The sequence below is a fragment of the Pseudomonas sp. IT-232MI5 genome, from assembly GCF_949767845.1.
Classification (GTDB): Bacteria; Pseudomonadota; Gammaproteobacteria; order Pseudomonadales; family Pseudomonadaceae; genus Aquipseudomonas.
In genome coordinates, this window is sequence record NZ_CATKQE010000022.1 from 47,601 (window position 1) to 65,819 (window position 18,219).

Below are 18,219 nucleotides of genomic sequence, written 5' to 3' on the forward strand. Positions count from 1 at the left end.
CCCACCGATCGTTCCCACGCTCCGCGTGGGAATGCAGCCCGGGACGCTCCGCGTCCCATCCGGAGCCGAACGCAGAGCGTCCGTTGAGGCATTCCCACGCAGAGCGTGGGAACGATCAGGGCAGGCTCATTCGCTGGGGGTTTGGCGGAAACTCACGGCCAAACGATTCCAGCTGTTGATGGTGGTCACGGCCATGGTCAGGTCGACCAACTCCCCTTCGCTGAATTGCTCACGGGCCTGCTCATAAACCTCATCAGGCACACGGCTCTCCGCCAACAACGTCACCGCCTCGGCCCAGGCCAGCGCCGCACGCTCACGCGGGTTGAAGAAGTTGCTGTCGCGCCACACCGCAATCGCATACAAACGCCGATCACTCTCCCCGGCCCGTCGCGCATCCACCGAGTGCATGTCGGTGCAGAAGGCGCAGCCGTTGAGCTGCGAGGCACGGATCCGGATCAGTTGCAGCAACGGCTGTTCGATACTGAGGTTGGCAGTCAGCGCCTCCATGGCAATCATCGCTTTCATCGCCTTGGGCGAAGCGTTGTAGTAATCCAGGCGCGGGGACATGGCGGTTCTCGGTAGACGGAATAATGACTTCACCGTAAACGCCGACAGCGATGCATTACAGCCCCAATTGCACGGAAAACCGCTACACCAATCACCATGAGCCGAGCACAAATCCCTGTAGGAGTGAGCCTGCTCGCGATAGCGGTGTGTCAGGCAACATTGATGTCGGATGTGCCACCGTCATCGCGAGCAGGCTCACTCCTACAGGGGATCTAGGCCAATTTCGGGTTTTTCGGGTAGGCAACTATTGCCGGTCCCGCAACAGCGGTAATCTGGCGGGCACGCCAAATAGTCTCGGGAGCCTCGTCGGTATGGAACTTCACGTCGTGATCAACGGCCGCAAGGATCTTGCCGGTCAGTTGTATCAGCAACTGCGCGGCGCCATTGAATCCGGGCGCTTGGCCGCTGGCACGCAGTTGCCGCCGAGCCGTCTGCTCGCCGAGCAACTGGGCATCTCGCGCAAGACCATCTCCGACACCTACGCGCAACTGACCTACGAAAACTTCCTCACCGGAGTGATCGGCAAAGGCACTTACGTCAACGCCCGTCCAGCGCAAATCCAGCGCAAGCAAAGCCACACTGAACTGGCCAGTGCCGAGGTGATCGAGAGCTGGCGCAATCTGCCGGTGTTTCTGCGTCACCCGACGCTGGAAGGCTCGCTGCGCTACGACTTCATCGGTGGCGCCACCAGCAAGGGCCAGTTTCCGCAGGATGACTGGCGCCGCTGCGTCGCCCATGCGATGCGCCAGATGAGCCAGTCCAAAGGCTTCTACAGCGTGGCCGAAGGCCTGCCGGCGCTGCGCAATGCGATTGCCCGGCACATCGCGTTTTCCCGCGGGATCAACTGTCAGGACGAAGACATCGTCGTATGCAACGGCGCGCAACAGGCGCTGGACCTGATCACCCGTGTGCTGATCAGCCCCGGCAGTCTGGTGGCGATGGAAGATCCCGGTTATCCGCCAGCGCGCCTGCTGTTCGGTACCCATGGCGCCGAGGTGGTCGGCGTGCCGGTGGACGCCGAGGGCATTCAGGTCGAGCACATTCCCGATGGCACCCGACTCATCTATGTCACGCCGTCGCACCAGTTTCCGTTGGGCATGCCGATGAGTCAGGCGCGCCGTGAAGCCTTGCTGGCTCGCGCCCATGAGCTGGGCGCGATCATCATCGAGGACGACTATGACAGTGAGTTCCGCTACGAGGGGCGGCCCACCGATTCGCTGTTCAATCTCGACCAGCGCGGCATCGTCGCCTACGTCGGCACCTTCTCGAAAACCCTGCTGCCGGAGTTGCGTCTGGGCTATGCGATTCTGCCGCCGGCGATTCTCGAAGCAGTGATCCGCGCCAAGCAGCTCACCGATCTGCACGCCTCGACCCTGCCGCAATGGGCGCTGGCCAAGTTCATCGCCGAGGGCTGCCTGCTCAAGCATATCCGCCGTTGTCATGCGATTTATGCGCAGCGCCGCGAGCGGATTCTCGCGCGCATGGCCACCGATCTGGCGCCATGGCTGGAGGCGGTGCCGGCCAGCGCCGGGTTCCATATGGCAGTGATCTGCAAGGTGCCGATCGACCTGCCGCTGGTGATCGAATTGGCGAAAAAAGTTGAAGTCGGGCTGTACTCGATCAATGGTTTTTATCATCAGCAACCGGCGAAGAACGGCCTGTACTTCGGCTTCGGTGCTATCGAAACCCTCGACATCGACATTGCGCTGGATCGCCTGCGCGACATCCTCCAGCACGTCGCCTGAGCGATTGGCCTAAAGATTTAACCGCCGATTGGTTATTGGTGTTCCGGGGGTGCAGGCCTATCCTGCACAGGCGTTATCCCTCAATGAGCAGGATTCGTCCGGCCTGATTCAGGAGTGTGAGCAATGTCCAACGAAGTGATCAATACGGTCCAGGTGCAAGCTGCCGCCGGCCGCTCGGATGAACTGGGCAGGCAACTGCAGAAGATCGTCGAAACCCTGCGCGAAACGCCAGGCTGCGATTCCTACCTGGTCGACCGCTGCCCCGAGGACAGCCACCGCTGGACGGTTAGTGCGCGCTGGCAGTCGGAAGCGGCGATGCAAGCGCATTTCAACCGGCCCGAAGCGCAGGGGTTTATTGACTTGATCGATAGTCGGTTGGCCAATAGTGTGGATTTCAACAGCTTTCCTATCGTCTGATCTGACGCTATCGCTGGCAAGCCAGCTCCCACAGGGTTCAGCGTCGTTCGATAATTTAATGAACGACACAAAACCTGTGGGAGCTGGCTTGCCAGCGATGGCGTACTCAAACACGCTGAATAACCTCCAATTGGTCACCTGATCTTCCCGAATATTGGCCGTTTGAATGCCCTGCCCTGCGGACTACTGTGATCAGCAACCCCAACCCTCACAGGTAACCCGCCATGAAAGCCCTGCCCTTCTTCGCCGCCGCCCTCGCCCTGAGCCTCTGCGCCTCTGCCGCCTTCGCCCACGACCCATCTGAAAAAGTCACCGTCCTGCAAGACCAGATGCTGAAAAACGCCCCCGGCAAAAAAGCCATGATGATCGAAGTCGACTACAAACCCGGCCAATCCTCCATCGCCCATAAACACGACGGCACCGCCATGGCCTACGTGCTCGAAGGCGAGGTGATTTCCCAGGTAAAAGGCGAACAGGCAATCACCTACAAGAAGGGTCAGTTCTGGTACGAACCGGCCGGTTCCGAACATCTGGTGTCGAAAAATGCCAGCAAATCCAAACCCGCCAAGTTGCTGGTGTTCATGGTGCTGGCCCCGGATGAGCAAGTGCTGATCCCGCTGAAAAACTGATGGCTGTTTAACCAGCCATAAATAAAGAGGCGCAAATCATCGTTTCGCGCCTTTTTATTTCCCGGCGCAATTAACCGCGCCGGGTTACAGCAAATGAAACTATCTAACACGTTTTAACTCAGCAAATTGTCAGGTTGACGGGTTTAGTCTGAATTAACGGTCGTCACCAACGACCTTTAAACTTTCCGACTGATGTTGTTTCACGGGAGAAACACCATGAAACTTGCGTTCACCAGTGTACTGGCGATATCGGTTTTAACGCTGTCAGCCTGTTCGGTACCCACCGCGCCTCAAGCCGTTTCCTCACTGGACACCCTGCTCCCCCATCCCACCGGCCGCAGCAGCGCCACCCAGGTAAAAAGCGGTCCCGGCGTATCGCTCGGCGTGGTCTACAGCCCAAGCACCCAGACCAACCGCGAATACCTGCGCGACTATCAGGCCAACGCCGGCACCGGTTTCGGCCAGAGCCTGCTGGTGCAGCCGATCCATGACGCCTACGTCGCCAGCTCGAAACCGGACATGGCGGTGGACTGGGTCAATGCATCCCTGCAACGTCAGTTTGGCTCAGTGACGGTGTATCCGGACATGCAGAGCCTGCGCGCAGCCAGACCGGATGTGGTGGCGATTGTCGATACCCACAGCCAGTTGATTACCTCGCGCAGTTCCGACATCAAAGCTGATGTCAGTGCCGACTTTTATGATGCGCAGTTGAACTACATCGGTACGGCGAAAGGTTCAGAGGCGCGAGAACTGACGCCGGTGTGGGCGGACTTCAAGCGGTCGGAAGAGATAGTTGCCGATATTAATCAGCAGCAGGATGTGCAAGTTCGGGCGTTGCAGAAGTTTGACCAGTCGCTCAACAATTTGGTCGCGCGGCCGGCGGATAAAGTGTCGATGCTCAATAGTGAACAAGATAAAAAGTTGTATTGAATGTAAGAGCCTAATCGCTGGCAAGCCAGCTCCCACAGGTATTGCGAACGCCACAAAACCTGTGGGAGCTGGCTTGCCAGCGATGAGGCAGGAACAGCCAGCACAAAACCCTCAGACAGAAAAAAGCCCCGGCATCTCACGACACCGGGGCTTTTTATTCAACCACTACTTACGCCAGTTCAAGCTCGGCATTCGCAGCAACCGCAGGCACGACCGCTTGCCCGCTCAACGCCAAATCCAGCAACTCACGGTTGGCCACTGCATACATGGCGTAGTCCGTGCCGCTTGCCGCGCGGATTTCCACCAGCATGGCGCGCCAGCGCGAGATCATGCTTTCGTGCTGTTCCATCCACAGCGCCAGACGTGCTTCCACGTCCAGTGTGCCGTCGCCTTGTTGCAGGACGGAGATGGTGATCGCACGTTGCTGCCAGTCGACGTCATCACGGAACGCTTCACGGGCCAGGGCTTGCCAGTTGTTTTCAACCGGCAGTGCGCTGATCTGTTGCAGGTACCAGGTGATGTCCAGCGCACTGCCCACAGCGAAGTAAGCCTTGGCCACTTCAGCAGGGTTCTGGCCAGTCACGTCGGACGCTTCGATGATCGGCAGCAAGGTGTACAGGTGCGAGGTGCCCGCTACCATACGCGCCAGCAATTCCGGTACACCGGCTTCGACGTACGCCTGATAACGCGCCTGCCAGTTTTCACGGATTTCGCCGCTCAGCAGTTCGTCGAGCTTCAGGCCCAGCTCTTTCAGGTGCGGACCGAAGTGTGCAACGTCACGGGCAGCGTTCTGCTCGTTGCGACGGGCACGCAGGAACCAGCGCGTAGCGCGACGGCCCAGACGCATCAGCTCGTCCATCAGCTCCAGCTGCACATCAGCGCTGACTTGGTAGTCCAGCGCTTCGATCTGACGGAACCAGTGCGGGAGGTGGAAGATGTCGCGCACGATCACATAAGCGCCAGCGACGTTCGCCGGGCTCATGCCGGTCGACTCTTTGAGTCGTTGAACGAAGGTGATGCCCATGTGGTTGACCAGGTCGTTGGCGATCTGGGTGCTGACGATCTCGCGCTTCAGACGGTGACGACGCATGGCTTCGGAGAACTTGCTGACCAGGGTCGGCGGGAACGCCGTTTCCATGTCGCGGGTCAGGTAGTCATCGTCCGGCACCAGCGAGCCCAGCAGCTGCTCTTTGAGGTCGATCTTGCTGTACGAGATCAGCACCGACAGCTCAGGACGGGTCAGACCGTGGCCTTCAGCAATACGCTCGGCCAGTTGCTCTTCGGTCGGCAAGAACTCGATGGCACGGTCCAGCTTGCCACGGCCTTCCAGATCGCTCATCAGACGCTTGTACTCAGCGATGCGCGCATAGGCACGACGGGCCGCCAGGGACAGGGCCTGAGTCTGCTTGTAGTTGTTGCCCAGCACCAGATTGCCGACTTCGTCGGTCATGCTCGCCAGCAACTGGTTGCGTTGCTTGTCGGTCATGTCACCGGCCTGAACCACTTCGTTCAGCAGGATCTTGATGTTCACTTCGTGGTCGGAGCAGTCGACGCCACCGGCGTTGTCGATGAAGTCGGTGTTGGAACCGCCGCCATTCAGACCGAACTCCACACGACCCAGTTGGGTCATGCCGAGGTTACCGCCCTCGCCCACGACTTTGCAGCGCAGTTCGTTGCCGTTGACGCGCAGTGCATCGTTGGCCTTGTCGCCGACATCGGCGTGGCTTTCAGTGCTGGCTTTGACGTAAGTACCGATACCGCCGTTCCACAGCAGATCCACCGGTGCCTTGAGCAAGGCGTTCAGCAGTTCGGTCGGGGTCAGTTTGTCAGCCTTGATGTCGAAGCGTTCCTGCATCTGCGGGGAGATCGCGATGCTCTTCGCGCTGCGCGAGAAGATACCGCCACCTTCGGACATGATGCTGGTGTCGTAGTCGGTCCAGGCCGAACGCGGCAGGTCGAACATGCGCTGACGCTCGACGAAGCTGGTCGCCGGGTTCGGGTTCGGGTCGATGAAGATGTGCATGTGGTTGAAGGCAGCGACCAGTTGCAGCTTGTCGGACATCAACAAGCCGTTACCGAACACGTCACCGGCCATGTCGCCGACGCCCACAACAGTGATGCTGTCTTCCTGAACATTGATGCCGCGCTCGCGGAAGTGACGCTGTACGCCAACCCACGCGCCTTTGGCGGTAATGCCCATTTTCTTGTGGTCGTAACCGGCCGAACCACCGGACGCAAACGCGTCACCCAGCCAGAAGCCGTAGTCGATGGCGATGCCGTTGGCGATGTCGGAGAAGGTCGCAGTGCCCTTGTCCGCCGCGACTACCAGGTACGGGTCGTCATCGTCGTGGCGAACCACGTTCAATGGCGGCACCAGTGCGCCGTCTTTCAGGTTGTCGGTGATGTCCAACAAACCGGAGATGAAGATGCGGTAGCAGGCGATGCCCTCGGCCGCGATCTCGTCACGGCTGCCGCCCAGTGGCAGGCGACGCGGCAGGAAGCCACCCTTCGCGCCCACAGGCACGATGACCGAGTTCTTCACTTGTTGAGCTTTAACCAGACCAAGGACTTCAGTACGGAAGTCTTCTTCACGGTCGGACCAGCGCAGACCACCACGAGCGACGTTACCGAAGCGCAGGTGCACGCCTTCAACGCGTGGCGAGTAAACGAAGATTTCGAACTTCGGCACTGGCTTCGGCAGTTCAGGGATCGCGTGCGGGTTGAACTTGAAGCTGAAGTACGACTTGTTCTGGCCGTTGGCATCAGTCTGATAGAAGTTGGTCCGCAGGGTGGCTTTGATCAGGTCGAGGTAACGACGCAGGATGCGGTCTTCGTTGAGCACCTGGACGTCGTCCAGTGCGGTCAGAATCGCTTGTTCCAGACGCAGTTGCTTGTCTTCCAGATCGTCGCTGCCGAGTTTGCGCGCCAGATAGAAGCGGGTCTTGAACAACCGGGTCAGCTCGCGAGCGATGTCGGTGTGGTTGTTCAGGGTGCTGGCGATGTAACCCAGATCGAAGCCCAGACGAATCTGCTTCAGGTAACGCGCGTAGGCACGCAGCAGCGCGACGTCGCGCCATGGCAGGCCGGCGGTCAGAACCAGACGGTTGAACGCATCGTTTTCGGCATCGCCACGGACGATGTGGACGAAGGCGTCCTGCAGGGTGTCGTTGAGTTGCTGGATGTCGAGGTCCAGGCCTTCCGCGGCAGTGAACGCGAAGTCATGAATCCAGAACTCGCGGCCATTGGTGTGACGCAGACGGTACGGGAATTCACCCAGTACGCGCAGGCCGAGGTTTTCCAGAATCGGCAAGACGTCGGACAGCGCCAGCGGCGTGTCGGCGTGGTACAGCTTGCAATGCAGCTCGCGCTGGCCGGAGACCTGACCGAGCGGCTGATAGAAGCTCATCACCAACGGATTTTTTTCGTTGAGGCTCAGCAGGTGCTGCATGTCGACCACGGCCGAATGCGCGGCAAAACGCTCGCGGTAGCCGGCCGGGAAGCCTTTCGGGAAGTCGGCCAGCACGTTGGTGCCGTGGGCTTCGCCGAAGCTCTCGACGGTCAGAGCGGCGTAATCATCCTGCCAGCTGCGGCAGGCTTGCACGACTTCTTTTTCCAGCAGCACCGGGTCGATGTCGAGACGGTTTTTCGGGTCGACACGCAGGATCAACTGCACGCGCGCCAGTACCGACTCGGAGAAGAATGTCCAGAATTCGCAATCGGAAGCCTTCAGGCGCTCCATCAGCACTTGCTGGATCTTCTGGCGAACTTCGGTGGAATAGATGTCGCGCGGCACGTAGGCCAGGCAGTAGCAGAAACGACCGTACGGGTCTTTGCGCAGGAACACGCGGATCTTGTTGCGTTCCTGGATCTGCACGATCGACATGACGGTGGTGAACAGTTCGTCGACCGGAGTCTGGAACAGGTCATCACGCGGCAATACTTCGAGCACCTGCGCCAGTTCCTTGCCCAGGTGAGCCTTGGACTGGAAGCCGGAGCGCGTTTCGATTTCTTCGACCTTGCGGCGGATGAACGGGATGACCCGCACACTCTCGCCATACACCGAGGAGGTGTACAGGCCCATGAAGCGGTGTTCCTTGATGACTTTGCCGTCAGCGTCGATTTCACGGATCGACACGTAGTCCGGGTAGGCCGGACGGTGTACACGGCTTGGATGCGCAGCCTTGGCGAACGACAGCAGGGTCGGTTCGCGCAGGTAGGCAACGGCGTAGTCTTCGATGCGCAGGTCTTCGTAGGTCAGGCCGGTGCGCAGCAGTTTGGTCAGGCCGAGGAAGGAGTTCTGGTCGTACTCGATGTGGCCGCCATCGGCCTGATCGGTGACCACGAACTCTTCGTAGCCGAGGAAGGTGAAGTGGTTGCCCACCAGCCATTCCAGGAAGCTTTTGATTTCGTTCTTTTCGTCGGTATCGACGGCGAACGCGCTGTTGTCGAGTTTGGTGAGGATTTCCTGCACCTTGGCTTTCATCGGCTCGAAATCGGCGACCGCGACGCGGACTTCACCGAGAACCTGTTCCAGCTCTTTGCTCAGCACATTCAGTTCGGCCGCGTTGGCGCAGCGGTCGATTTCCAGGTACATCAGCGATTCATGCAGAACGCCTTCGCCGGTGCTGCCTTTTGGCAGGATTTCCAGCAGCTCGCCCTTGCTGCCACGACGCACGCTGAGCACGGTGGTTTGCAGGGTGTGGATGCTGTAGCCGCGGCGGTTCAGCTCGGTGCGGACCGAGTCGACCAGAAATGGCAGGTCGTGGTGCAGGACTTCGACCGCTGTATGGGTCGACTGCCAGCCATGACGCTCGTAATCAGGGTTGTAGACGCGCACTTGCGGTTGCGCGTGATCGAAGCGCTCAAGCAGGCGCCACGCGGAAAGAGTACAGCCAGCGAGGTCGGAGAGGCGACGTTGAGTCAGCTCATCCAGGGAAATGATGCCGAAGAATTGTTCAGCGAACAGCGCCACTTGTGGCAGTGCCTGTTCACTGATGTGCTGCGCCAGTGCCGCTTGCAGTTGGTGCTGGAAGTCGGCTTTGCTGGCTGCGGTGAAGAACGCCATCTGTGGTACTCCGCTTAAGCTTGTTATTGATGGAAAGCGTCGCGTGCAACACCCCTTTCGGGGCTTGTGTCGCCCTGTTCCTGATTCTCGGGCAGAGGAAACAGGGGGACAGGTGGGTGAAGCTGGACGGGACACTCAGGTCACATTCACCTTCCATAGAATGAGCATCTGCAAAAGCGACTGCCAGCGGTGCCGACAATGCCTTTACGGGTGCTCATCCGTTGCGCAGCTTAAAGGGTGCGACAATGTGTCTGCTTGCGGTGCTGCGACATATTCGGTCATTGGCACGTAAACCGAGGGTTTGGCACCGGTAAACACTAGCACTCGTGGCGCAAAACGCTGGTCTGAATGCCCGTTTTTACGGTACATGCGTGCCAGAAATGACCATTGACCCACGTCGCGTTCACGACACATCCTCTGACACTCTCACATGCAGAAATTCCCGAGGACTGGCAGAATCGCGCCCATTAGCGACCGACACGCCCTTTGAGGCAGGAATTGACCATGCAAATGACCACCGCCCTACTGATCGTCAACCCGTGCGATGACGAAGAAGACAACATGGCCATGCTCTGCTGCCACAGCGACAAGGGCGACATGTTCCTGATGAGCCGCTACCCGGATGAGGATGAGCTGGAGATCACTCTGGATGGCGAGCCTTCGACCCTCGACGGTGTGAAAGTCACCCTGACTTCGACGCTACTGAAGATCGAGATTGCGGCGGCGGATGCCGATGCGTTGAATGGGGATGATGTGCTGGAGATCAGCTTTAACCCGGATATGGTGGATCTGGATGAGGTTGTCGAGACCTTGACGAATATCCTTGACGGGACGGGTACCTTCATTAACGAAGTTTGATGGCGTCCAGACTGCCCCATCGCTGGCAAGCCAGCTCCCACAGGTATCAGCGGTGTGAACGCGATCTATGCAACACATCGGTCCCTGTGGGAGCTGGCTTGCCAGCGATGAGGCCTTCACCGACAGCCAAAAGATCGCAGCCTGCGGCAGCTCCTACATTGGAATGCAATCACCTGTAGGAGCTGCCGCAGGCTGCGATCTTTTGCCTTTTTCTACAAAATGCCGTTAGTCGCCACCCCCCGCGATGGATTAAAGTAACGCCCCCAGCCCCGGCGTTATCCGAACGCCTGTGGCCACCCCTTTCCAGGAACAGTCACCGATGGAACATCGTGAAGCGCTGCTGGCGCTGCGAACCTTTCTTTCAACGCAGATTCTCGGCCAGGAAAAACTCATCGAGCGTTTGCTCATCGCCCTGCTCGCCGATGGCCACATGCTGGTCGAGGGCGCTCCGGGTCTGGCCAAGACCAAAGCGATCAAAGAACTCGCCGAGGGCATCGAAGCTCAGTTCCATCGCATTCAGTTCACCCCGGATCTGCTGCCGGCCGACATCACCGGCACCGAGATCTATCGCCCGGAAACCGGTAGTTTCGTGTTCCAGCAAGGGCCGATCTTCCACAACCTGGTGTTGGCGGACGAAATCAACCGTGCCCCGGCCAAGGTGCAATCGGCGCTGCTCGAAGCCATGGCCGAGCGTCAAGTCAGTGTCGGCCGCAGCACTTATGAGCTGTCGCCGCTGTTTCTGGTGATGGCCACGCAAAACCCGATCGAGCAGGAAGGCACTTACCCGCTGCCGGAAGCGCAACTCGACCGTTTCCTGATGCACGTGAAAATCGGTTTCCCGGACGCTGCCGTCGAACGTCGCATCCTGCAGCAGGCCCGTGGCGAAGCGCTGAACGGCGAGACCAAGCCCGAGCGCCGTGTGAGCCAGCAGGCGATTTTCGCCGCGCGCAAGGAAATCCTCGGTCTGTACATGGCCGACGCCGTGGAGGAATACCTCGTGCAACTGGTCATGGCCACGCGCAACCCGGCCAAGTTCGACCCGGAAATGGCCGAGTGGATCGCCTATGGCGCCAGCCCGCGTGGCTCGATTGCCCTTGACCGCTGCGCCCGCGCCCACGCCTGGCTGGCCGGTCGCGACTTCGTCAGCCCGGAAGACATTCAAGCGGTGCTGTTCGATGTGTTGCGTCACCGCATCATCCTGTCGTTTGAAGCCGAAGCCGCCGGCATCGATCAGGATCGGGTGGTGCAGCGGATTCTCGACGTCGTAGCTGTCGCTTGACCCCCATGAACGCCTCCCAGCCGTCAGAACCGGGCATCCGCGTCAGCCTCGCCGAGCTGATCGAGATGCGTCACCGTGTGCGCGAGGTGCAGCTGTTTTCCACGCCGAGTCAGCGCAGCCCGCTGATCGGCCTGCATCACTCGAAATTCCGTGGCCGTGGCGTCGACTTCGATCAGGTGCGGGTCTATCAGGCCGGCGACGACGTGCGCACCATCGACTGGCGCGTCACCGCACGCACGCAAGAGCCCCACACCAAGCTGTTCCATGAAGAACGCGAACGGCCGATTTTCATCATGGTCGAGCAAAGCACACGGCTGTTTTTCGGCTCGGGGCTGATGTTCAAATCGGTCCTCGCGGCGCAAGTCGCGGCACTGATCGGCTGGGCCGCACTTGGCCACAATGACCGGGTTGGCGGGCTGGTGTTCGGCGACAACGAGCACTACGAAATCAAGCCACGGCGCAGCAAACAGAGCCTGCTGCAATTGCTCAACCGTCTGGTCAAGGTCAACCAGTCGCTGCACAGCGAGCGTGAGCCGGATCGCGATGCGTTTGGCGTGGCTTTGCGCCGTGCCCGCGAAGTGTTGCGTCCAGGCAGCCTGGCCATCGTGATCTGTGACGAACGCGCACTGTCCGACAGCGCCGAGCAACAGCTCAGCCTGTTATCGCGTCATTGCGACCTGTTGATGTTGCCGATTTCCGATCCGCTGGATCACGCCCTGCCCGCCGCCGGGCTGTTGCGCTTCGCACAACGCGGTGCGCAACTGGAACTCGACACGTTGAACTTCGAGCTGCGCCAGACCTATCGTGCCCAGGCCGAAGCACGCATCGCTCGCTGGGAACTGCTCGCGCAAAAGCTGCGGGTGTTGCTGATGCCGCTGAGCACGCAAAGTGAAATGGTCGAGCAGATGCGCGAATTCCTCAATCCGCAGCGTCCGGGGAAAGGTCGATGAACGGCCTCGAACAACTGCAACCGCTGATCTCGCCGCCACCGATTGCCTTCTGGCCGCCGGCGCCAGGCTGGTGGCTGCTCCTGTTGTTATTGCCGCTGCTCGGTTTCGCCGTGTGGAAGCTGCGCCGCTTCATTCCCATGAGGAAACGCCCGATCGTCCGTGCCGAGCAGCCGCTCGACCCGGTGCGCGTCGCCGCCCTCGCTGAACTCGCACAAATGCCCAAACCCTACGACGGCGCCCCGGCCGGTGCCTGGCTGCAGCAACTCAACGGCCTGCTCAAACGCCTGTGCCGCAACCATTACCCCTACAGCCAGAGCCACACCCTCAACGGGCGTAAATGGCTGGCCTTTCTCGACAACCGTTGTCCGGCGGCCGGTCTGACGCGCTGGATGGTGCTGGTCGAAGGCGCGTACAAACCGGAATGCAAACTCGACGACAAAGCCATCGCCGGCCTGACCCAGGCTGTCGACACGTGGATTCGCAAACATGTTTGAGTTCGCCTGGCCGTGGATCTTCGTGCTGGTGCCGCTGCCGTGGCTGATGCGTCTGGTGCTGCCAGTGGCGGACAGTGGCGAGCCAGCCTTGAAAGTGAGTTTTCTCGCCGATCTGGAAGGCCTCGCCCGCCGCCGCGCCCGCGCCAACCTGCCAGCGTGGCGCCAGCAAGCACCGTTCATGCTGTTGTGGCTGTTGCTATTGACCGCCGCCGCCCGCCCGCAATGGCTCGGCGAACCACTGCCGATTGCTGCCAGCGGGCGTGATCTGCTGGTAGCGGTGGACGTGTCCGGCTCGATGGATTTCCCCGATATGCAATGGCAGGACGAAGAGGTCAGTCGCCTGACGCTGGTGCAGCATCTGCTCGGTGATTTCCTTGAAAGCCGCGACGGCGACCGTGTCGGCCTGATCCTGTTCGGCAGTCAGGCTTATCTGCAAGCGCCGCTGACGTTTGATCGCCACACCGTGCGCGTCTGGCTCGATGAAGCGCGGATCGGCATTGCCGGCAAGAACACCGCGATTGGCGATGCTATCGGTCTGGCACTAAAACGCCTGCGCATGCGTCCGGCGCAAAGTCGCGTACTGATTCTGGTCACTGATGGCGCTAACAATGGCGGCGAAATCGACCCGCTGACGGCGGCAAAACTGGCCGCCAGCGAAGGCGTAAAAATCTACCCGATCGGTATCGGTGCCAATCCAGAGGACAGCGGCTCGACCGGTCTGCTGGGCGTCAATCCGAGCCTGGACCTCGACGAGCCGGCGCTCAAAGCCATCGCCGAAGTCACCGGCGGCCAGTATTTCCGCGCCCACGATGGCAAAGAACTGCAAGCCATCAAAGACACCCTCGATCAACTCGAACCAGTGACTCAACAACCGACCCAGGCCCGCCCGGCACAAGCCCTGTACCACTGGCCTTTGGCGCTGGCGTTATGGTTGAGCCTGTTGCTGGTCGCCCGTGAATTGTGGCCGGACAACCCGCTGCAACGCCTGTTCACCAAGGAACTGTATCTGCAAAGTCCACTGCCTGACTGGCGCGAGCGCCTCAAGCGCCTGCGTCTGCGGAGGCGCCGATGATCGCGCTCTGGCCGCACTGGTTCCGTCCGTGGTGGTTACTGTTGCTGCCGCTGCTCGGCTGGCTGATCTGGCAACTCTGGCACCGGCAGAAACGCGCCGGGCGCTGGCAGATGATTTTGCCGCCGGCCTTTCATGCCACCCTGCTCAGTGGCGGCAGTGGTCGCGACAGCAAACTGCCGTGGATCGCCCTTGGCGTGGCGTGGTTGCTGACGATTCTGGCGCTGCTCGGGCCGAGTTGGGAGCGCGTCGAACAGACCAGCCAGAAGCCCGCCGATCCCTTGGTGGTGGTGCTGGAACTGACCCCGGAAATGCTCGCCACCGACTCGCCGCCAACGCGACTGGAACAAGCGCGGCGCAAGCTCTTCGACCTGTTGCAGGCACGCAGCGATGCGCAGACCGCCATCGTCGTCTACGCCGGCAGCGCGCACACGCTGGTGCCGCTGTCGGATGACCTGGCGACCAGTCGCAATCTGCTCGATGCGCTCAAGCCTTCGCTGATGCCGGAAAGCGGCCATCGCGCCGATCTGGCCGTGAGTAAAGCGCTGGCCCTGCTGAAACAGGGCGCGCTCGGTCAGGGGCGGATTTTGCTGATCGGCTCCTCATTGAACGAAGAGGAGCGCCAGGGCATTCGGCGTGCCCTCAACGGTGAGTCGGCACAACTGTTGATGCTCGGCATCGGCACCGCTGAAGGCGCGCCGATTGCTCAGGAGGACGGCAGTTTCCTCAAGGACGAGCAAGGCGCGATTCGCGTACCGCAACTCGACAGTCCGGGCCTGAGCGCATTCCTCAATAGCATCGGCGGCGAATACCACCCTGCCCGACTCGACGAAGCGGATCTAGGCGCGCTCGGCCTGCTCAACGGTCCACGCAGTCTGCGCGACGATGGCCAGACCGTGCGCCTCGATACTTGGGCCGATCAGGGTTACTGGCTGCTGTTGCCGCTGTTGTTGCTCGCCGCCTGCGCCGGGCGTCGTGGCTGGTTGTTCTGCCTGCCGTTACTGCTGTGTCTGCCGCAGCCGAGCTACGCTTTTGACTTTGAGGATTTGTGGCTGCGCCCCGATCAACAGGGCCTGCACCTGCTCAAACAGAAGCGCCCGGCCGAAGCCGCACAGCATTTTGACGATCACCAATGGCAAGGGGTGGCGTTGTACGAGGCCGGCGACTACAGTGGCGCCGCCCAGCGCTTTGCCGAAGGCAGCGATGCCCGCGCCCATTACAATCGTGGCAACGCGTTGGCGAAAAGCGGTGAGCTGGAAGCGGCAATCGACGCCTATGAACAGGCCCTGGAACTGCAACCGGATTTACGTCCGGCGCAGACCAACAAGGCGCTGGTGGAAAACCTGCTCAAGCAGAAAAACACACCGCCGCCCGCCGAGCCGGACACCAAACCGAGCGAACAGCAAAGTCTGCCGGGCGACGAACCAGCGCCCGCGACCACGCCGCCGCCCGCCGTGAAAAGTGAAACCCAGAGCCCGTCGCAGCCTGTCGAGTCGGCCAGCGAACCGCCAACGACCACGCCGCCGCAGCCAGGCCCCAACGAAGTGCCGGGCAGCGACGAGGAAGAACAAACGGACACCGTGCCGACGCTGCGCCCGAGCGAGGACAACCTCCAAGGCGAGCAGCGTCAGGCACTGGAGCAATGGCTGGGCAAGATCCCGGATGATCCGGGCGAATTGCTGCGACGCAAATTCTGGTACGAACAGCAACAACATCAGGATCAGGAAAACACTCGATGACCCGCTTCACCGCTCTCTTGCTGCCCCTGCTGCTCTGCACGGCCACCGCCCAGGCGGCCGAGCTGACCGCCAGTGTGGATCGCAGTCGCCTGAACTCCGGCGAGACGGTCGAACTCACCCTCGAAACCAGCGACGTCACCCAGTTCGGCAAACCCGATCTGACCGCGCTGGAGGCATTGTTCGAAGTGCGTGGCACGCGGCAGGTCAACCAGCTCAATACCCTCAATGGCGACAACCGCGCGACCACGCGCTGGATCATCACCCTGCTGCCGAAAGAGAACGGCAGCGTGGTGATCCCGCCGCTGCAACTGGGCGACGCGCAGAGCCAGCCGATCACCGTACAAGTGGTCGAAAGCGACACCCGCGAGAACCAGAACAGCCTTGATCCGGTGTTCATCGAAGCCAGCCTCGATCAGTCCAGCGTCTATGTGCAGGCGCAGGCGATCCTGACTTTGCGCATCTACCATTCGGTGTCGCTGTACGACGACAGCAGCCTGACGCCGCTGCAAATCGCCGATGCGCGCATCGAACAACTGGGCGACACGCGCACCTACGAAAAAGACCTCAACGGTGTGCGCCATGGCGTGATCGAAATGCGCTATGCAATCTACCCGCAACACAGCGGTTTGCTGACCATTGCGCCGCAGACCTTCAGCGCGACACTGGTCGATACGCAGCCGTCACAGGACGCGAATGCGCAGGGGCCGAAGCCGGGCAAACTGATGCGCGTCAGTTCCGCCGAAATCCCCCTGACCGTGAAACCCAAACCCCTGACCTACCCGGTCGACGCGCCGTGGCTGCCCGCACGCAGCCTGAGCCTCAGCGAAAGCTGGAACCCGGAACCGGAACACACTCAGGTCGGCGATTCTCTGACCCGCAGCCTGACGTTGAAAGTCGAAGGCCTGGCCGCCTCGCAATTGCCGGCGCTGCCCGCCACCGACGTCAACGGCCTGCGCCGCTACCCCGACCAACCGGTGCTGAGCAACCAGAGCACTGACCGGGGCATTGTCGGCAGCCGCGAAGAACGCGAAGCGCTGGTGCCGAGCCGCAGCGGCGCCATCGATTTGCCGACGGTGGACGTGGTCTGGTGGAACACCTTTGAAGATCACCTGGAACACAGCAGCCTGCCGGCGCGCACCCTGCAAGTGGCCAATAACCCAAGCCTGCAAGTCGACACCCCGACCGGCAATTTGCAACCGAGCGTCGTCGATAACGATGTGTTGTGGTGGTGGAAACTCAGCACCCTGATCCTCGCCTGCACCACCCTCCTCGGCTTCGGCCTGTGGTGGCGCGCCCGCTGGCAACCAGCGGTACATCGCGCCGCCCAAACCGGCCCGAGCCCGCGCACGTTGATGGACGACATCAAACGGGCGAGCCAGGCGAATGATCCGCAAGCGACGCGGCAGGCGCTGGATGCGTGGGCGCGTCAGCAGCCGGAGACACTGGCGGATATGGCAGCGCGGTTTGTGCCGTTGTCGGATGCGCTGGATGGGTTGAATGGTGCGCTGTACAGCGAGACGGGGCAGCATTGGCAGGGTGAGGATTTGTGGCGGGCGATCCGCACGATTCCCGCGGCGGAACGGGTGCAGGATCCGGTGGGTGATAGCGGGTTACCGCCGCTTTATCCGAAGTAAAAGCAAAAGATCGCAGCCTCCGGCAGCTTCTACAGAGGGTATGTGTAGGAGTTGCCGAAGGCTGCGATCTTTTGATTTTGCTAAAAATTAAAAAAGGCTAAAGGCAATCGGCGGCACGCAGATTGATGCGCAGGTTTAAAGTTCACCTGCCATTTCCAGAGGGCAGACGATTACATCCTTATAAATAGTCCAACCAGTCATTTGAATTACCCGAACGTCCCTTTTCAAAAAAAGCCTGATAGCGTTCTCTGTATTTATCTAGAGAAGCAGCTGCAACATCTATGGAAATATATCCACGTCCTCTCTCCTCAACAGACAGAAACACTGGATCTATTTTGATCGGCGAATCGCCGACCACAACTCCCGACAATTTTGACCTGTGAAATATAAAGCTTTTCCCACCGCCAAGCGGAAGAACCAACTCTGCAACAGCAAATATTATCTCCGGCCTTGAAATCTCATAGCGTTCACCATCCTCATAGTTTTCGGAATAGGCTTCCGGAATAAGGAATAGTTTATGACTTACAATTACCAGCCACCCTTGCAAGTCAACACAAGCGCCAATATTCATTACTACTCCCCCCATCACAATAGCGTCACGTAGCATTACCCAACGCGCTTTGTGTCGTCATTTCAAATGCATGCACAAGAACAAACCTTCAACGCGCCTTTCCGCTCTCCTCCGGGTCAACCAGCGGTGATTCGCACGCAGCGAAAACGATATCAATATAATGGCACGATGGTAGGCAGTGGGTGTCAGGGGGTCAATTTTTGAAATCGACGCGATCGCGCGCGCCCTCCCCGAAAAGCCCTCCCGCCGCAATAATCTGTAAACTCTCCCCT

14 protein-coding genes are annotated in these 18,219 nt (G+C 60.2%); 11 read left to right on the forward strand and 3 right to left on the reverse strand.

What is annotated here, in order from left to right; translation table 11 throughout:
* Positions 1 to 126: 126 nt before the first annotated feature.
* Positions 127 to 567, reverse strand: a complete 441-nt coding sequence (locus ACM6JQ_RS13505; RefSeq protein ID WP_007913931.1) for a carboxymuconolactone decarboxylase family protein — start codon at positions 565 to 567, stop codon at positions 127 to 129.
* Positions 568 to 878: 311 nt separating this feature from the next.
* Here ACM6JQ_RS13505 and ACM6JQ_RS13510 point away from each other — a divergent pair, with 311 nt between their 5' ends.
* The 4 genes from ACM6JQ_RS13510 (at position 879) to ACM6JQ_RS13525 (ending at position 4,288) form a co-directional block, all read left to right on the forward strand.
* Positions 879 to 2,312: a PLP-dependent aminotransferase family protein gene (locus tag ACM6JQ_RS13510; protein ID WP_414893980.1), complete on the forward strand. Its 1,434-nt coding sequence runs from the start codon at positions 879 to 881 to the stop codon at positions 2,310 to 2,312.
* Positions 2,313 to 2,435: 123 nt separating this feature from the next.
* The gene (locus ACM6JQ_RS13515) at positions 2,436 to 2,729 is read left to right on the forward strand and encodes a putative quinol monooxygenase (RefSeq protein ID WP_016984406.1); all 294 of its coding nucleotides are present in this window, start codon (positions 2,436 to 2,438) and stop codon (positions 2,727 to 2,729) included.
* Between the two features lie 224 nt (positions 2,730 to 2,953).
* Positions 2,954 to 3,358, forward strand: coding sequence for a cupin domain-containing protein (locus ACM6JQ_RS13520; protein WP_414893981.1), 405 nt, complete (start codon positions 2,954 to 2,956; stop codon positions 3,356 to 3,358).
* A 216-nt stretch (positions 3,359 to 3,574) separates the two neighbouring features.
* A complete protein-coding gene (locus tag ACM6JQ_RS13525; RefSeq protein WP_414893982.1) occupies positions 3,575 to 4,288 on the forward strand; it encodes an ATPase in 714 nt (237 codons plus the stop codon).
* Positions 4,289 to 4,457: 169 nt separating this feature from the next.
* On the opposite strand, the gene ACM6JQ_RS13530 is transcribed toward ACM6JQ_RS13525, so the two are convergent.
* Complete coding sequence (locus ACM6JQ_RS13530; RefSeq protein WP_414893983.1) at positions 4,458 to 9,353, reverse strand: NAD-glutamate dehydrogenase; 4,896 nt, start codon at positions 9,351 to 9,353, stop codon at positions 4,458 to 4,460.
* A gap of 504 nt (positions 9,354 to 9,857) precedes the next feature.
* Here ACM6JQ_RS13530 and ACM6JQ_RS13535 point away from each other — a divergent pair.
* From ACM6JQ_RS13535 to ACM6JQ_RS13565, 7 genes are all read left to right on the forward strand, one after another.
* Entirely contained in the window at positions 9,858 to 10,211 is a 354-nt protein-coding gene (locus ACM6JQ_RS13535; RefSeq protein ID WP_007913918.1) for a hypothetical protein, read from the forward strand.
* 319 nt (positions 10,212 to 10,530) lie between these two features.
* Positions 10,531 to 11,490 carry an AAA family ATPase gene (locus tag ACM6JQ_RS13540; RefSeq protein WP_007913915.1) on the forward strand — a complete coding sequence of 320 codons (960 nt, stop codon included), beginning with the start codon at positions 10,531 to 10,533 and terminating at the stop codon, positions 11,488 to 11,490.
* Between the two features lie 5 nt (positions 11,491 to 11,495).
* Positions 11,496 to 12,440 carry a DUF58 domain-containing protein gene (locus ACM6JQ_RS13545; protein WP_095111444.1) on the forward strand — a complete coding sequence of 315 codons (945 nt, stop codon included), beginning with the start codon at positions 11,496 to 11,498 and terminating at the stop codon, positions 12,438 to 12,440.
* The gene (locus tag ACM6JQ_RS13550) at positions 12,437 to 12,934 is read left to right on the forward strand and encodes a DUF4381 domain-containing protein (protein ID WP_007913911.1); all 498 of its coding nucleotides are present in this window, start codon (positions 12,437 to 12,439) and stop codon (positions 12,932 to 12,934) included. Before ACM6JQ_RS13545 ends, ACM6JQ_RS13550 begins: the two co-directional genes overlap by 4 nt.
* Positions 12,927 to 14,006 (forward strand): vWA domain-containing protein, encoded by a 1,080-nt coding sequence (locus tag ACM6JQ_RS13555; protein ID WP_007950106.1) that lies wholly within the window; start codon positions 12,927 to 12,929, stop codon positions 14,004 to 14,006. The genes ACM6JQ_RS13550 and ACM6JQ_RS13555 overlap by 8 nt, the downstream gene beginning before the upstream one ends.
* A complete protein-coding gene (locus ACM6JQ_RS13560; protein ID WP_414893984.1) occupies positions 14,003 to 15,742 on the forward strand; it encodes a tetratricopeptide repeat protein in 1,740 nt (579 codons plus the stop codon). Before ACM6JQ_RS13555 ends, ACM6JQ_RS13560 begins: the two co-directional genes overlap by 4 nt.
* A complete protein-coding gene (locus tag ACM6JQ_RS13565) occupies positions 15,739 to 17,376 on the forward strand; it encodes a BatD family protein (RefSeq protein ID WP_007916503.1) in 1,638 nt (545 codons plus the stop codon). Before ACM6JQ_RS13560 ends, ACM6JQ_RS13565 begins: the two co-directional genes overlap by 4 nt.
* A gap of 178 nt (positions 17,377 to 17,554) precedes the next feature.
* Here ACM6JQ_RS13565 and ACM6JQ_RS13570 read toward each other — a convergent pair whose 3' ends face one another.
* The gene (locus tag ACM6JQ_RS13570) at positions 17,555 to 17,947 is read right to left on the reverse strand and encodes a hypothetical protein (protein ID WP_163030195.1); all 393 of its coding nucleotides are present in this window, start codon (positions 17,945 to 17,947) and stop codon (positions 17,555 to 17,557) included.
* Positions 17,948 to 18,219 lie beyond the last annotated feature (272 nt).